Origin of the sequence: Acutalibacter sp. JLR.KK004 (assembly GCF_036941085.1) — a bacterium.
Classification (GTDB): domain Bacteria; phylum Bacillota; class Clostridia; order Oscillospirales; family Acutalibacteraceae; genus Acutalibacter.
In genome coordinates, this window is sequence record NZ_JAYMNQ010000001.1 from 2360969 (window position 1) to 2376730 (window position 15762).

Sequence of the window (15762 nt, forward strand, 5' to 3'; positions counted from 1 at the left end):
TCCGCTGCCAGGGCCTGCCGGCGGATGTCATAATTGTTTTAGACACTTTGAGAAAGGCGTCTAAAACAATTTTCTATTTACAGACGGTGTGGGAGGCAGACAAAACCAACAGAAAACGGATTGTAGAGAAAGAGCCGTTTCAGGCTGGCAAGTGAATATCCCACACATGGGTAAAACTTCCGAAATTTGGGGCAGGGACTAAGTTTGCGGAGGGAGTCGCAGGATTGTTTTAGACACTTTCCGGAAAGGGAATGGGAACGGTATGAAGCAGTATTTCATGGAGTACGAGAGCGACAGGAAGGTATGCGGCGGGTATTCCCACGTCTGGGGTTTTGCCAGCAGCATTAAAACTGCGAAAGGGTATATCGCCAGGTGCAGAAAGCGGGAGGCGGGGCATAATCCCCGGAATTTCCGTATCTATGACGCCTGGGCGGACTGCCCGGAGGGAGAACATGTCCCCTGCGTGTACCATGAAGCGTAAGGAAAGGAGGCTCCATGGCAAAAGCATTTAAAGAACTGACGGAGGAGGAGCGGCAGAGGCAGCAGCGGCGGCAGGAGATCGCCCGGCTGTGGGCAGAAGGGGAAAGCTGTCGGGCTATCGGGGAGCGGTTCGGTCTGACCCGTCAGGCTGTCCATGATCTTTTATGCCGGATGGAGGGCGGGCCAGTCACCCCAGGCTTTGCCCAGCTTGTGCGGAGGTGGCCCTATCCCAACGCCGCAAGGTGGGTTTTGGAGAGCGGCTACACTTCCATTGCGGAGCTGGCGCGGGAGACGGGGATCCCAGACAACACCCTGCGGAATATCCTGCGGGGAAACACCTTTCCAAAGCCGGAAACGGTACGGCCCCTTCTGGAGCTTTCGGGCATGAGCTTTGCGGAATTCTTTCATGATCCCGCCTCCCCTCCTCCCTCTCCGGAAGAGTTGGAACGGCAAAAGACGGAGCGGGAGCAGGCCCGAAAGGAGCGGCGCAAAACGTACCTGCGGGACTACTATCAGAAAAACCAGGAACGCATCAGGGCCAGGGCGCGGGAGTGGAACCGGGCGCACCCGGCGAACACGCCGGAGGAAAAAGCCGCCCGGGCTGAATATGACAAGGCATACAATGCCGCCAACCAGGAGCAGCGGGCGGCGTACCGCAGGGCATACTATCGGGCAAACCCAGAACTGTACGCCCGGAAAAGGAAGCCCCGGACAGAGCTGCCCCATCAATTGACACTGGAGGGAAAAGAGCATGAGTAAGGTAATCGCGGTCTGCAATCAAAAGGGCGGGGTGGGAAAAACCGTCACCACTGGCAGTATGGGCCGCGTTTTGCGGAAACTGTACAGAAAGCGCTGGGGCAGGCATATGGGGCCAGAGGGGAAACCCTCCCGGCCCTTGTAGAGAGCGCGGCCCGCAGGCTTTTGGACAGGCAGTTCCCGGAGGCCGGGGAATACCGCAGGTTTATAGAAAGCAGCGCCTGTTACATGGCGCTCTCCCGGTGCGGGCAGCAGCCGGAAGAGGATTTCTCCCGGTTCCTGCCTCTGGAGGGGGACAGGCGGGAAATCCACATGGCGGCGCGAACTGCCGTGCAGATCAGTTCCGCCCTGCTGCGGCAGGTGGAGCGGGCCGTGCGGGAAACCGTGCTGGAATCCCACAGGCGGCAGCGCCACCCCCCTGCCCAGACGCCGGGGCAGGTTTCTTTTTTCTCCATGGAGCTGGAAAAGGCCGAAGCGCCCGCGCCTCAAAAAAACAGCCCACCGCCTGAAAAGGAATCCCTAAAACCCGCAGGCCTGTCCCAGACCGTCTTGGATGAGGCCCTGCGCATTGGCGCGAACGACCCCAGCAGCAGGCTGCGCATTATTGCGGAGTTTATGAAGGATAAGCCAGTGGAGGAAAACGTCCGGTTTTTGCAGGCCCATTATAAGGAGAACGGCGCTGGCTTCTATGTGGGGGAGAGCAAATATTCTCTTTGGTATGACGGGGCCGGGATGCTGATATCCCCCGGTGAGAGCGCCCATGGCAATTTTGCAACAGCTTTGACCTGGGAACAGGCGGCAATCCGTATCCGGGAACTGCTGGACGCAGGGGAATATGCCAGCCAGCTTATGGTATACCGGGCCTGGCCCTTTGAGCGGGGCCGGGTGGCGGAAGCCCTGGTTTTCCTGCAAAGGGATATTGCGGAGGACGCCCAGGACAGGTATTTCCCCACGCTGGGAAAAGCCTTTCAGGACTTTTTGGGGCATTATGACAAATTAGCCAAAGTGAAAGAGTGGATGGAGAAACCGGAAAGCCTGCAAAGGCTGGTGGACGAGTGCGGCGCTTTCCTATCCGCTTATGCCCACGACCGGGAACTGCTGCGGTTCCATTACCACAGGACAGATGAGATTTTGCAGGGCTTAAAGGACTTGCAGCTTGAGCCTATAAAATTCACCGCCGCCGAGGGCTTCACCCCCCAGCGGCGGCTCTTTATTTCCCAGGATGAGATAGACAAGCTGCTGCGGGAAGATGCCGGCCGGCACGATTACCGCATTGGCGTGTATCAATTCTTTGAACAGCACCCGGACAAAAAGGAACGGGAAAAGTACCTGTCAGGCATCCATGGGGTGTATTCCGGCTTCCATGGCGTTAATGACAATATTGTCTATACCTCTAAAGGGGTGGAATTCAGCCATGGAGATATTGTGGAGCCTTATGCCAAGGTAGAGCTGAAATGGGGCGCGGTACGAAAACGTATAGAGGAACTGATCAAAAAGGACGCTTTCCTCTCTGCGGAGGATAAGGAGGTTTTGGAGGGGCGGTATCTGGAGGGGCCGGCAGCGGATGGGCAGGAGGCCACCGCTGCCCCCACTGTCCGGGACTTGTACCAGCAGTACAAGCCCATGGTGCTGGCTGCTGTGATGGAGGACACAGCCTACCGCAACGCCTGCCGCAATTCCGATGAAGCAAGCGCCCGCCTGGAGTGCGACGCTGCCATAAAAAGGGTTGCGGCATCAGCTAGTAATTTGCAGTTTGCTAAGCTCTACTATGACATGCAGGGGTTTCATGCCCGCCTGCACCGGGATATTTGGGATGAAACGTACCCTGCGCTTTCCGCAGACAAACAGGAAACAAAGCCCCGCTATCAGGTAGTTGTGTACCACCATTTTGAAAACGGCTTTGATGAGAAACTGGATTACCCCACTTTAGCCGAAGCGGAAAAAGCCGCCCGGAGGCATCTTGACGGCTCTATGGAAGAAGATGGTTTTCAGTATGAGGGCGCTGCCGTCTACGACCTCCAGGAGAAAAAATGGCTGCGGGTTTTCGGGCATTTCCCCGATGAAAAGGCCCAGGAACAGGTTAAAACCACCCCCTCTGCGAAGGCTGTTCCCGAACAGGCCCCACCGACCGCAGAGGAAAAAGCGCCTGCCCCGCAAGAACAGGAGAGTGCGCCCACGCCTTCTCTGTCCATAGATCCCAGCAGGCCCTATATCTTCTGCGAATGGAGTGAAAGCGAAGTTTTCCAGGATAAGACCTCTTATTCCCTCGCTGAATTTGACCGCCTGATGAAAGAAACCGACAGTCATTATGTAAAAAAACAGGCAGAAGGAATCGAAAAATACGGCTCCTGGCAGGCTGTGTACGCTGCGGACGACCCGGAATACGGCCCATATTTGGGCTATGATAAAGTGAAATTCACCCTGCGTATGCCGGATGGCAGCAGCTATACGGAGCGCCAGGACATTGGAGACGGGGACGGCGGCGTGATAGATTTCCTCAGCCAGTATGAGAAGTACCGGGATATCGTGCCCATCCTGCGGGAAGCTGTCCGGCAGGAGCGGGAAACACCTGCCGCCCCGCCGTCTCCGGAGGAGAAAGGCCCTGTCCGGGATCCGGACGGCTGGCTGGTTTCCGCAGAAGATCCCGCCGTGCAGAATCATTTTCCGGCCCCTGTGCAGGCAACTGGTTCCGGCGGCCAGGAGAAGCCCGCACCCGCACCCAATTTCCGCATTACAGATGAGAATCTGGGTGTAGGCGGCCCTAAAGCTCACTACAAAATGAACGTGGAAGCCATCAGGCTTTTGCGGCAGCTACAGACGGAAAACCGGCAGGCCACGCCGGCGGAACAGAACACACTCTCTAAATATGTGGGCTGGGGCGGGTTGGCGGACGCTTTTGATGAAAGCAAGCCCGCCTGGGCCAGCGAATACAAAGAGCTTAAAGGGCTTCTGCCCCCGGAGGAATATGAATCTGCCAGGGCTTCCACCCTTAACAGCCATTATACCACGCCCGTAGTTATCCGCGCTATGTACCAGGCCCTGGAAAACATGGGCTTTCGGGGCGGCAGGATTCTGGAACCCTCCATGGGCACAGGCAATTTTTTCGGGTGCCTGCCTGAAAGCATGGCAAAAAGCAGGCTGTACGGGGTTGAGCTGGACAGCATCACCGGGCAGATAGCCCGGCAACTTTACCCCCAGGCGGACATAAAAATCGCGGGCTTTGAAACCACCAGCCGCCATGATTTCTATGACCTTGCCATCGGCAACGTGCCTTTCGGGCAGTACCAGGTACACGACCCGGCCTATAACAGGCTGGGTTTTTCCATCCACAATTACTTTTTTGCCAAGGCTTTAGGCCAGGTGCGCCCCGGCGGTATCGTAGCGTTTCTCACATCCCGTTACACCCTGGACAGCCGGGATACCAAGGTCAGAGAATACCTGGCCCAGCACGCCGACCTGCTGGGGGCCGTCCGCCTGCCTAACAACACCTTTAAAGATAACGCGGGCACAGAGGTTGTCAGCGATATCCTTTTCCTGCAAAAACGGGAATCCCCGCCGGAACAGGAGCCTGCCTGGGTGCAGACCGGGGAGTCAGCCCTGGGCTTCCGGGTAAACCAGTATTTCCTTGACAACCCCCACATGGTGCTGGGCGCAGAGCAGAGTACCAGCAGCCAGTACGGCGGGCAGGATTACACCGTTGCCCCTGCGCCCGGCGCGGATCTGGCAGGGCAGCTTGCACAGGCCGTCACCCATATTCATGGGGAATACAAGGAGGCAAGCCCCCGCCAGGAGGAGGAAAAGTCCGTCTCCCTGGAGGACGTAAAGCCTTACAGCTTTGCGGTCATAGACGGGGAGGTATACTACCGGGAAGGGGAATCCCTGGAAAAGCCAAAGCTCCGGGGGGACGCGGGGGAACGGGTGAAAGCCATGGTTTCCCTGCGGGACTGCACCCGGCGGCTCCTGCGGCTTCAGATGGAGGACGCCCCGGATGGAGAAATCCGGCAGGCCCAGGGGGAGCTGAACCGGTTCCACCACAGCTTTCTGGAACGGTTCGGCCTCATAAATGACAGGAAAAACGCCCGGGCTTTCGACCGGGATTCCAGCTACTATCTGCTCTGCTCCCTGGAGGAGGTGGGCAAAAACGGGGAATTAAAACGCAGGGCGGATATCTTCACCAAACGCACCATCCAGCCCCACCGGCCCGTTACCCATACGGAAACCGCCGCCGAAGCCCTGGCTGTGTCTTTAGGGGAGCGGGCCAAAGTAGACCTGCCCTTTATGGCCCGGCTTACGGGCAAGGCAGAGGAGGAAATCTATCAGGAACTGAAAGGGGATATTTTCTTAAACCCCCTGTTCGGGCAGGGTCCCGGGCAGGAAAAATACCTGTCCGCCGATGAGTATTTATCCGGCAATGTGCGGGAAAAGCTGGAGTGGGCCAGGCGCTCGGCAAAGCTTTACCCCGACGATTACACGGTCAATGTGGAAGCCCTTGAACGGGTGCAGCCCCGGCCCCTTACCGCCGCTGAAATCGACGTGCGCCTGGGGGCTGTGTGGATAGAAGCCGCGTATATCGACCAGTTCATGGCGGAAGCCTTTGGCCTGTCCCCTGCCGCCGCCATGCGCACCCATGCCTTCTACAGCGCCGCCACCGGGGAGTGGCAGGTGCATGGCGTCCACGCCACAGCACTCTCGGAGCGGTTCGGCACCACCCGGAAGTCCGCCTATGAAACGCTGGAGGCCGTATACAGTGAAAGCGGTCATCGCTTTGCTTGGACTTTCCTTCCCGGTCACTCGGAACTGCTCCGGGAGTTGCTTCATGAGGGAGGAACCAACGGCCTGCTGAAGCTCCACGGCTCTATAACCGGCGGACTGATCGAATACAGTAGAATTGTGTTTACAAAAGCGCAGTATGACAGGCACTATGGAACAGGCCGCCCATTAGTCAAAGAGTTAAAAGAATGCTTTAAAAACCGGGCAATGCTCTTTTTGGGGTGCAGCTTGGAGACGGCTCCAGATAAGAAAATATGAGATTATTGTCCTTTTGCCAGACAGGACAGCCAGCAGCGTGGTGAAAGCCCTGGATGTTTTGGAGAAGAAATACGGCAGGCGCAAGTTCCGGCGCACCTTCAAGACCATCACCTGCGACAACGGCAGTGAATTCGCGGACTGCCAGGGCATGGAGCACACCCGTTATGGACGCGGCCCTCGCACAAAAATCTACTACTGCCACCCCTACAGCGCTTACGAGCGGGGCAGCAATGAGAACGCCAACGGCCTGATACGCCGTTTCTTTCCCAAGGGCACAGATTTCAGCAAGGTAACGAAAAAGGCAGTCCGGCAGGTGCAGGACTGGATGAACCAGTACCCCAGGAAGATACTTGGCTGGAAGTCCGCAGAGGACATGATGTCCATTTTCATGTCCTCTGCCTGACCTACCAAAACTGAACAGCCTGGGCCAGCCGAAAAAGCAGAGGCTTTTCCGGCTTGTTTGCTGTACGCCAAAACTGTGAAATGCTCTTTCAGCACAAAAGCACCCCTGTGTTGTTGTACAACAACACAGGGGTGCTTTTGTGTACTTCTACAAACATCGTTGCATTTAAAACTTTTTTCTAAAAACATCTTGACATTTGGGGTCCGCACAGGGCAGCAGCATTAAAAAAGGCAGACACCAAGCTCCATTTCCGAAGAAAAAGGTAACGAAAAGAAGCCGGAGAGAGGCGATAAAAAGTTCGCCAGCCTTTCAAGGCTGCGGGTTCTTAGGGCAGCGCCCTAAGCGAGGTGTGGGACAGAGTCCCATGACCTTGCTGCAGGCCTTGGCCGAAGTTATCAATTTTTTAAGTAAAAGTCCCGAATCCCAGTGTTTGCAAGGGTTCCGGGGCTTCTTTAAAGCATATCCAATTTTTCTTTTTCAGCTTAGGAAGAGCTACAGAAAGTCGTAGATTTCAGAAATGATTTCTTGATATAGTTCTTGGCTATTGCGCGCCTTAGTAATATGCGCTCCGTTTAATCCGTCCTGTGCTGTGCATTTATATACAGGCTTATTAACTGCATAGTATGGTCTCACCTCATTATTGTCCTTCAACCTAAACATCTATCTGGATATTTTTAAATAAGTATAACACATTTTTAGAGAAAACTCACCAAATCTTTTATTTATTTTTCCTCGGCGTGATTTGTACTTGACACCCCATCTTGTATATGGCATACTTAATGTAACTTCGACAGAATGGCAGAGAAAGAATGATGCCATACTCTTGTATCTGTATGAGAATCTTTTCATTGGGTGTAAAACCTTTCTTTGTTTAGCGGCGCAAATTTTGACCAACAAGGTTGCACCATTGAAAAATCGTTTATTACGCCGCCCCGCCGCCAGACCCACACCCTGACCCACACGGCGAAAAAAACGGGTGGACACAGTGGGAAATTCAGGGTCAAATACCGCGCTTTGGTGTAGTAGAAAGGCCCAGAAACGCCGTAATGGAGCCAAATTTCGGCCCTCCACACTGTTTGTAATCAGCAGGTCAGGGGTTCGAGTCCGTTCACCAGCTCCAAACTGGGCGGTCCGGCCCGAGGATGAGGCCGGACAAGCCTTGTATAAAACTGCATAATTTATGGGGGAGTTCCCGAGTGGCCAAAGGGGGCAGACTGTAAATCTGTTGTCGACGACTTCAGTGGTTCGAATCCACTCTCCCCCACCAAGTCTCGTTGACAAACGAGATGCACTCAAAAATCCCGCACTTCGGTGCGGGATTTTTGCACATAAATTCATAAAATGCGAATAAATCAAGAACAATTATTCCACATTGAAAAAATCGAGAGGCGTAAAATAAAAATAACGCGCCGGAGATGCAAATCCGCGGAATTTTGGAGTTTTCAGAAACACGCATGACTCGAACTCCCAGGCATTCAAAAAGCGAAAAAAGCTGTCCACAGCCCACCGTGGTAGTGTCAAGAGTTTTTCGCAAAATAGTAAGCAGGTTCTGTGGGAAAGAAGTCAGCCGGCGATAGATGCGCCTTCCAGGCTCGCCTCTAAGTGCTTCATATTCATGTACCTCTTACTGCCCCACTGAGTACCGGCTACATGGCGCAGCCTGGCACAGACCAGCATGAGGGCGGAGTTTCCGTCCGGGAAACAGCCCACCACACGGGTGCGGCGGCGGATTTCCCTGTTAAGCCGTTCAATGACATTATTGGTGCGGATGCGCGTCCAGTGTTCGCTGGGAAAATCGCAGTAGGCAAGCGTCTCTTCGATGCCATCTTCTACCTTCTTGGCGGCTTCTTTCAGTTTCATGGAACGAAGTTCCTCTACAACTGCTTTCGCCTTCTCCCGGGCGGCTTTTTTGCTCTCCTGAGCATGGATCGCCAAAGTTTGCGAAGCAAATCTTTTGAGCATCTCTTGGCTACCAGCTTTACCTTGGAGCGAGGTGTTACCGAGAACACATTGCGGTAAAAGCGGACCGTACAGCGCTGGTACTTGGCCTCCGGGAACACTTCTCCCACAGCCTCCAGCATCCCCAGGCACTTGTCCCCAACCACCAGCTTGACCCCGTCCAGACCGCGGCCACGCAGCCATTGGAAGAAGCTGGCCCAACTGGCCTTGTCCTCCTTCATCCCCTCGGCGGCACCCAAAACCTCACGGTATCCATCCTCATTTACCGCAATTGCCACCAAGATTGCCACATTTTCATACTCTCCGCCCCAGTTCCGCCGCAGATAGATCCCGTCCACATAAATGTAGGGATATCTGCCGCCCTGCAAGGGCCGATTCCGCCAATCCTCAATATGGACGTAGGCTTTCTTGTTCAGTTCGCTGATGGTGGCCGGAGATACCTTGCTGCCCCACAGCGCCTCGGTGATATCCTCCACCCGCCGGACTGACACCCCAGCCAAATACATCTCGATAAGCGCTTCCTCCACACTGCTCTCCCGTCGGCGGTACCGCTCGATAATGGCAGTCTCAAAAGAGATCCCCTTGAGTTTGGGCACCTTCAGGGTGACATCACCGGAAGTCGTGGTGAGATTACGGCTGTAGTGGCCGCTGCGGTACCCCTGCCGCTGCTCATTGCGCTCGTACCGCGCCGCCTGGGTCAACTTCTCTGCCTCTGCCTCCAGCAGCTCGTTCAGCGTTTCCTCCACGCTGCCTCGCACAAGTTCCTTGATCTGACACTTGATTACTTCCTCGTTTAGCTGTACAATCTTCTCAGACATGGTTTGCTGTCTCTTTTCGGAATGGTGTGTGGTAACTTCATTCTACCAGAATTCTGCAAACTATGTCTCTTTTCCTTTTTGCGAAACTTATTCTACCTTATCTACACCGTCAAAGTACATTTCAGTAAGGACTCTGACAAAACCTTTAAGGACAGAGTGCAAAAGCTGATTATCAATGAGTGCCTTGAAAAAAATCATAAATAATCCACGTCAACACTTTACAACTCTTATCAGAGGATTCCCTTCTGGCGGCAATGGAGACCGCCGGCGCCGGGGAGATGCCGGAGGACGTCGAGCGCAAGGGGTTAGGCACCCCGGCCACCCGTGCCGCCATACTGGAAAAACTGGTATCTGCCGGTTTTGTGGAGCGCAGGAAGAAACAGCTTATCCCCACGGAGAAAGGCACAAACCTGATCCTGGTGCTGCCGGATAACATCAAATCCCCTGTCCTGACGGCGGAATGGGAATCCATGCTGAAACAGGTGGAACGCGGCGAGTTGGCAGCAGATGTTTTTATGGGGCAGATCGCGGACATGAGCCGTGCGCTGGTAAAGGAGCATACTGCCCCGGAGGAATGTTTCGCAAGTCTGTTCCCGGACGCAAAAAAACGGGCGGGAGGCGGTGGGCACCTGCCCCCGCTGCGGCGCTTCCGTGTATGAGGGCAAGAAAGGGTTCTTCTGCGATAACCGGGACTGCTCCTTTGCGCTGTGGAAAGACAATAAATTCTTACTCCGTCCATATAATAGCTCAATTCACAGTCTGTAATGATGCCTTCATCTATTCCATCAGCTGTAGTTGAAAAGCTCATGGGGTTTTCCATAACTTCCGCGATGACTTCTTCCTTGCTCTTCAAAGGGACTTCTTCAGAAGATTTGACGGGGCTGGCCTGCTTAAAAACTTTCTGGATTGTGCCATCATTGCCAACAACTATCATAATGCGGTAAAGTCCATAAACTTCATGTCCTTCAATGGAAGGATAAAAGGCTACTGTAACGTCTAGATTTTGTTTATCCCCAGTTAACTCATCTCCTGTGTAACTATGACCGACAGCAGGTTCGCCTAAATCGCCGTCAAAAAGATTGTGCTCTTTCACGTAATCTGTTGCAATTTGAACAGCTTCTGCATCGCTTGGTAAGTTTTCTGGGATAAAGGGTTGAGTCGCATCCTCAACAGTAATACTCCAGAAACCATTTTGTGTATCCATAGTGATGGTGGCATTTTGTTCATCTACATAGTAAAATGTCGAACCTTCTCCGGTGAATTGATAGTAGTCCTCAAGGTTTTCTATACCTACTATGCTGGTTAATTGTTCCTTTATTACCTCAGGTTTGGGAACAGCAAGCGCATACAGTTTTGCGGTTTCCGCCTGCGGAGTATCAAAAGTGTCCGAAAATTGATAGGTTATTTCTTCTGTACTTCCACTTAACGGGATGGTGGGCGTTGGCAAGTTGGAACTTGGAGTTTTTATTACTGCGGCCCCTACTACAAATGTGGCTAAGGCAAGGCAAATAGATCCTACAAGAAGTTTTCTATATTTCATGTTTATATCCATTCCTTTCTGTTAATTATATCCAGGATCGTAATTTGCTTTGTAAGGTATATCACAAGTTTGCAAAATATCAAAAAGGCTCTTATTGTTAACATAACTAGGAGCTAAAGGCTGACCTGCATTTATTTTTTCATAAATTGCACGTTTCAATCCTATGGCACGTGCTTTTATCGGCACTAAATTGTCGTCCACATCTCTCAATGGGAGCTGCGGTTGGTATGTCATCGCTGCATTAAGAAAGGCGCTTCGAACACTTTCTTTTCCTAACAACTTTCCAAAATATAATCCCTCACGAGAGTCTAAATACATTGTCGTACAGAATCCGCACAACACTCTAGCGCCAATTTTGTACATATTATCCAATTTGAATTACTCTCCGCCATTCTTCAAAAAACTGCATGTATACGCAACAACATATCTATGCTTGTTTTGTGAAAGATTGAATGAAAATATATTGAATTCTGAATTACCTTCTCCAGATGATAGGTTACTATGGCTTTTACTGTTTGTATTTGCATTGAGATGCCAAGAATTCGGGTCTGTCCTTATTCTTTTTCCAGTAAAAAACAGGCACGGCAGAAAACCGCAGCAGCCAGAGATATACGAGAAAAGGTTAGGCAGCCCGACGAAGAGCCTTTAAGAAGCGATAGGAGTGACGTGGACTGCTCCGAACGGCAGAACAGGCCCCCAGGCCAAGGCAAACTGTAAAGCATATAAAAATTAAAGAAATTTTCTTCACAAAATCCCTCCTTTGCAGGTATCTGTCTAAAGCCAGTATACCACATAAAAGGAGGGATTTCCATTACAGTTCGGTCATATGCTATTACATTTCATTCACCCGCCTGCAACTGCGGGCCGCATAGGTGCCAATAGCGCCAGGGTCCCTGCGCGGAAAGCGAAGCGTGGAAGTCCAGAGGGGCTTTGCCCCTCTGGTAGGGGACGGGGGGCAAAGCCCCTAGCCGCCGGAGGCTCACGCCTTATCCTTGCGCTGCAAGAGCACCGCGCCGATGATGATGGCCCCCTTGAAAGCGGCGCTGAGGTACGGATCCACGCCGATAAGGTTCAAAAGGTTATTCATCACCGCCACAATCAGGGTGCCGAACACGGTGCCCACAATAGAACCGCGCCCGCCGGACATGCTGGTGCCGCCTACAATAACCGCCGCAATGGCGTCCATCTCAAAGCCGGATCCTGCGCTGGCATAGTCCATGGAACCAATGCGGGAGGTCTGGATAATGGCGGCAATGGCCACCAGGAAGCCGGTCAGGGCGTACACCCGGCGCTTCACCTTGCGCACATTCACGCCAGACAACTGGGTGGTGCGCTCGTTAGAGCCAATGGCAAACACATAGCGCCCAAAGGTGGTCTGCCTGGAAATGAAGTACATGGCCCCCGCCAGAATGGCCCAGTAGAGGATGGGCATCAACTGCTGCCCGCCAATGCTCAGCCGGGCTATGCCCTTATAGCTGTCAGGCAGGGTGGGGCTTTGCAGCTTCATAAAATACTGGGTGACGCTGCGCAGAATCTGCATGGCGCCCAGGGTGGCAATAAAGGGGGGCATCCTGCCGTAGGAAATCAGCAGGCCGTTGCCCTCTCCCAAAATCCCGCCGAACAGCATGGCAAGCACCAAAGCGATGAGGATAGCAGGCACGCCTGTAAGGCCAATGCTCTGGAGCCAGCCGTTTGTGCCTGTGTCCAGCAGCATCATGGTGAAAGCGCCCACCGCCACATACACCGAGCCAACGGACAAATCAATGCCCCCGGAAATAATCACAAAGGTCATGCCCAGGGCAATAATGCCGATAGCCGAATTGTTGCGCAGGAGGGAAATCCAGTTAAACAGCCAGTTCTGGAACCAGTCCCCAAAGCTCGCGAAATTGGAATTCATGGTCAGCGCCAGGGTCTGCACAATGATCATCACGATAAGCGCCATGCCTGTGCTGAACAGGGGGTTCTGGCGCCATGCCTGCTTAAACCGTTCCAGCAGGCCAGCCTTGTTTTTCTCCACGTTATCCAACACTCTCCACCCTCTCTCTCATTTCTCCGCCTGTAGCCAGGCGCATAATCTCCTGATCCGTCATGTCCTCCCCGGAAAGCTCCCCCTGCACCCTGCCGTGATACAGCACCACGGCCTTGTCGCACAGGCGGATAATCTCCTGGGCTTCGCTGGAAAGCACCACCACTGCCACGCCCTGGTTTGCCAGGGCCAGGATGGTGTCGTATATATCTTCCTTAGCCCCCACGTCCACGCCCTGGGTGGGATTGTCAAAAATCAGCACCTTGGGATCCGCGTTCAGCCATTTTGCCAGCACCACCTTCTGCTGGTTGCCGCCAGACAGGCTGCCAATGGGGTTTTTCTCGCTGTCCATCTTAATGCGCAGCCCCTGCGCCTGCTTCTGGAAGCCTTCCCGCACCTTCCCCCAGTCTATCACGCCCAGCCTGGCGTTCCGGGGCCAGGTGACAATAGAGCCGTTTTCCAGGATGTCCATGTCCTTGATAATGCCGTTTTCCTTCCGGTTCCGGGGCACATAGCCAATTCCCAGGGCCAGGGCCTGCTGGGTGCTGTGCACCTGCACAGGCTCTCCCTCCAGGTAAAGCTGGCCCCGAACCTTTCCCCCGCTGCCGAACACAGCCTGGAAAAGCTCGCTGCGCCCGTCGCCCAGAAGGCCTGTAAAGCCCAGCACCTCCCCAGCCCGCAGGGAAAAGCTTACGTCGTGGAAGCGCTCCTGGCTAAGCCCCTCTGCCCGCAGCACTTCTTTCCCCAGCTCCCGCTCCTGGCGCAGGGACTCGGTACGCACCTGGTGCCCCACCATGTGGGTGGCAAGCTCATCCACCGTAACGCCCTCCACCGGGCCTTCTGCCACCATGGCCCCGTCCCGCAGCACTGTATACCGGGTACACACCGCCAGCACCTCTTTCAGCTTGTGGGAGATGAACACCATGGCCACCCCCTGGCCCTGCAGGGTGCGCATCATGTCGAACACCCGCTCAATCTCCGGCTCTGTCAGGGAGGTGGTAGGCTCGTCCATGATAATAATAGAGGCTTTCATCAATAAGGCCCTGGCAATCTCCACAATCTGCTTGTAAGAAGCGTCCAGATCCCGCACCATCAAGGAGGGGTCAATATCCACATCCATGCGCGCAAAAACTTCCCGGCACTTCTCTATCATGGCAGGGGCATCCAGAAAGCCGCCTTTACGCTTGATTTCCCTGCCAATAAACATGTTCTCATAAATAGCCAGGTCATTTACCAGGTTCAGCTCCTGGTGGATGAAAGCGATACCCGCGTCTAAAGACTTTGCGGGAGTGGAAAACTGCACCTCCTTCCCGTCCAGCAGTATGGTGCCGGCGTCAGCGGGAAGCACGCCGCCCAGAATGTTCATCAGGGTAGACTTGCCCGCGCCGTTCTCCCCCAGCAGGGCGCATATTTCCCCGCCTGCTATGGAAAAGCTGATATCCTTGAGCACATCGTTTGCCCCGAAGGATTTAACAATATTGCGCATTTCCAGCGTCATAGTCATCGCCATGCGATACCAAACTGGCATAAAAAGGATAAAACATCATTCTTTTGTGCCCGGTATCGTTCCTTTCTTCAGATTTTCCACGCTTGTACTCCTCGCTCCATTTTGGAAAAAGGCTATGACGAGTACGCCATAGCCTTTCATTTACCAAACTATATTTTCCGGGCAGCCCCTTTTAGTAGGGAGAAGTCTCGTCCAGGAAGTCTGCGCAGTTGTCCCTGTCCACCACAGTGGTGGGGATAATCTTTTCCTTGTCAACAGACTCGCCCTTCAGGAGGGACACAGCCATATCCACAGCGTCCATAACCATGTTGGGGCTGTACAGAGCGGACTGGATCCAGATTTCCTCGTTCTCGGGCATCATGCCAAAGTATTCCTGGCACCCGCCGCCACCGGTGACAACCTTCACATCGGTACGCTTTGCCTCAGCAATGGCCTGCAGCACGCCAATGGAGGTTTCGTCGTCCATGGAGAACACAGCGTCAATCTGGGAGTTGGCCTGGAGGATGTCAGCAAAATCCTTCAGCCCGTCCTCGCGGGTGAACTGGGTGGAGTAGGTCAGCAGCTCCATGTCGGGAGCGATCTCCTTCATCTTCTCCTCAAAGCCAGCCTTGCGCAGCTCGGAAACAGAACCGGAGGAGGGAACCTCCAGCACCACAACCTTGCCGGTGGTGCCAATCTTGTCCACAATATACTGGGCGCTCTGGGTGCCCATGTCCTTGTTGTCGCCCGCCACGTGGTACACGCCGTCCACGTCAATGACAATGTCAAAGTTTACAACCGGAATGCCCTCGTCAATAAGGCTCTTAATGGGGTCTTCCATGCCTTCCCACTGGGGGAACGCCACAACTGCCTGGGCGCCCCAGGTTTTCAGCTCGTCGATCTGGTTGGTCATTTCCTCAGCGTTGCTGCTGGTCAGCAGGCGGTACTCAACTGTATCGCTCAGCTCTTTGCAGCGGGCCTCGGCATAGTAGGCCACGCCAGCCACCCAGCCATGGGTAACAGCAGGGGCCAGAATGCCAATCTTCATCTTCTCGCCGGAAGCAGTGCTTGCAGACTCGTCAGCCTTGGAAGACTCCTCAGCCTTGGAAGCGGTGCTGCTGGCAGGGGTGCTGCTGGAACTGCCGCCGTCGCCGCAGGCGGCCAGGCAGGTGCACAGCAGGGCCAGAGCCAATACCAGTGCTAAAACTTTTTTCATGGTTGTTTCCTCCTAATTTCTGAAACAAATATGAGAATTCCGGCAGCCAG

11 protein-coding genes, 1 tRNA gene and 1 pseudogene are annotated in these 15762 nt (G+C 54.0%); 7 read left to right on the top strand and 6 right to left on the bottom strand.

Annotated features, from left to right (window positions below):
• The first annotated feature begins 262 nt into the window (after positions 1 to 262).
• Genes VSQ30_RS12890 through VSQ30_RS12910 form a run of 5 tightly spaced genes read left to right on the top strand, consistent with a single transcriptional unit; the run spans position 263 to position 6667 of the window.
• Positions 263 to 481 (top strand): hypothetical protein, encoded by a 219-nt coding sequence (locus VSQ30_RS12890; protein WP_161880199.1) that lies wholly within the window; start codon positions 263 to 265, stop codon positions 479 to 481.
• A gap of 14 nt (positions 482 to 495) precedes the next feature.
• Positions 496 to 1239 carry a helix-turn-helix domain-containing protein gene (locus VSQ30_RS12895; RefSeq protein ID WP_334464461.1) on the top strand — a complete coding sequence of 248 codons (744 nt, stop codon included), beginning with the start codon at positions 496 to 498 and terminating at the stop codon, positions 1237 to 1239.
• Entirely contained in the window at positions 1232 to 1381 is a 150-nt protein-coding gene (locus VSQ30_RS12900; RefSeq protein WP_334464462.1) for a ParA family protein, read from the top strand. The genes VSQ30_RS12895 and VSQ30_RS12900 overlap by 8 nt, the downstream gene beginning before the upstream one ends.
• 20 nt (positions 1382 to 1401) lie before the next feature.
• Positions 1402 to 6264, top strand: a complete 4863-nt coding sequence (locus VSQ30_RS12905) for an LPD25 domain-containing protein (RefSeq protein ID WP_334464463.1) — start codon at positions 1402 to 1404, stop codon at positions 6262 to 6264.
• 13 nt (positions 6265 to 6277) lie between these two features.
• The gene (locus VSQ30_RS12910; protein WP_334464464.1) at positions 6278 to 6667 is read left to right on the top strand and encodes an IS30 family transposase; all 390 of its coding nucleotides are present in this window, start codon (positions 6278 to 6280) and stop codon (positions 6665 to 6667) included.
• Positions 6668 to 7327: 660 nt separating this feature from the next.
• Here the strand turns inward: VSQ30_RS12910 and VSQ30_RS12915 are convergent.
• The gene (locus VSQ30_RS12915) at positions 7328 to 7723 is read right to left on the bottom strand and encodes a hypothetical protein (RefSeq protein ID WP_334464465.1); all 396 of its coding nucleotides are present in this window, start codon (positions 7721 to 7723) and stop codon (positions 7328 to 7330) included.
• Positions 7724 to 7849: 126 nt separating this feature from the next.
• Here VSQ30_RS12915 and VSQ30_RS12920 point away from each other — a divergent pair.
• Positions 7850 to 7934 (top strand) — tRNA-Tyr (locus VSQ30_RS12920).
• 296 nt (positions 7935 to 8230) lie between these two features.
• On the opposite strand, the pseudogene VSQ30_RS12925 reads toward VSQ30_RS12920, so the two are convergent.
• Positions 8231 to 9444: pseudogene (locus VSQ30_RS12925) on the bottom strand (IS256 family transposase).
• Between the two features lie 278 nt (positions 9445 to 9722).
• On the opposite strand from VSQ30_RS12925, the gene VSQ30_RS12930 reads away from it, so the two are divergent.
• Positions 9723 to 10103, top strand: a complete 381-nt coding sequence (locus VSQ30_RS12930; RefSeq protein ID WP_334464876.1) for a DNA topoisomerase — start codon at positions 9723 to 9725, stop codon at positions 10101 to 10103.
• Between the two features lie 902 nt (positions 10104 to 11005).
• On the opposite strand, the gene VSQ30_RS12935 is transcribed toward VSQ30_RS12930, so the two are convergent.
• The 4 genes from VSQ30_RS12935 to VSQ30_RS12950 form a co-directional block, all read right to left on the bottom strand.
• Positions 11006 to 11356 carry a hypothetical protein gene (locus VSQ30_RS12935; RefSeq protein WP_334464466.1) on the bottom strand — a complete coding sequence of 117 codons (351 nt, stop codon included), beginning with the start codon at positions 11354 to 11356 and terminating at the stop codon, positions 11006 to 11008.
• A gap of 607 nt (positions 11357 to 11963) precedes the next feature.
• Positions 11964 to 13013 (bottom strand): ABC transporter permease, encoded by a 1050-nt coding sequence (locus VSQ30_RS12940; protein ID WP_502876255.1) that lies wholly within the window; start codon positions 13011 to 13013, stop codon positions 11964 to 11966.
• Positions 13003 to 14508, bottom strand: coding sequence for a sugar ABC transporter ATP-binding protein (locus tag VSQ30_RS12945; protein WP_334464467.1), 1506 nt, complete (start codon positions 14506 to 14508; stop codon positions 13003 to 13005). The genes VSQ30_RS12940 and VSQ30_RS12945 overlap by 11 nt, the downstream gene beginning before the upstream one ends.
• Before the next feature lie 181 nt (positions 14509 to 14689).
• Positions 14690 to 15712, bottom strand: a complete 1023-nt coding sequence (locus VSQ30_RS12950) for an ABC transporter substrate-binding protein (RefSeq protein ID WP_334464468.1) — start codon at positions 15710 to 15712, stop codon at positions 14690 to 14692.
• Positions 15713 to 15762: the final 50 nt, after the last annotated feature.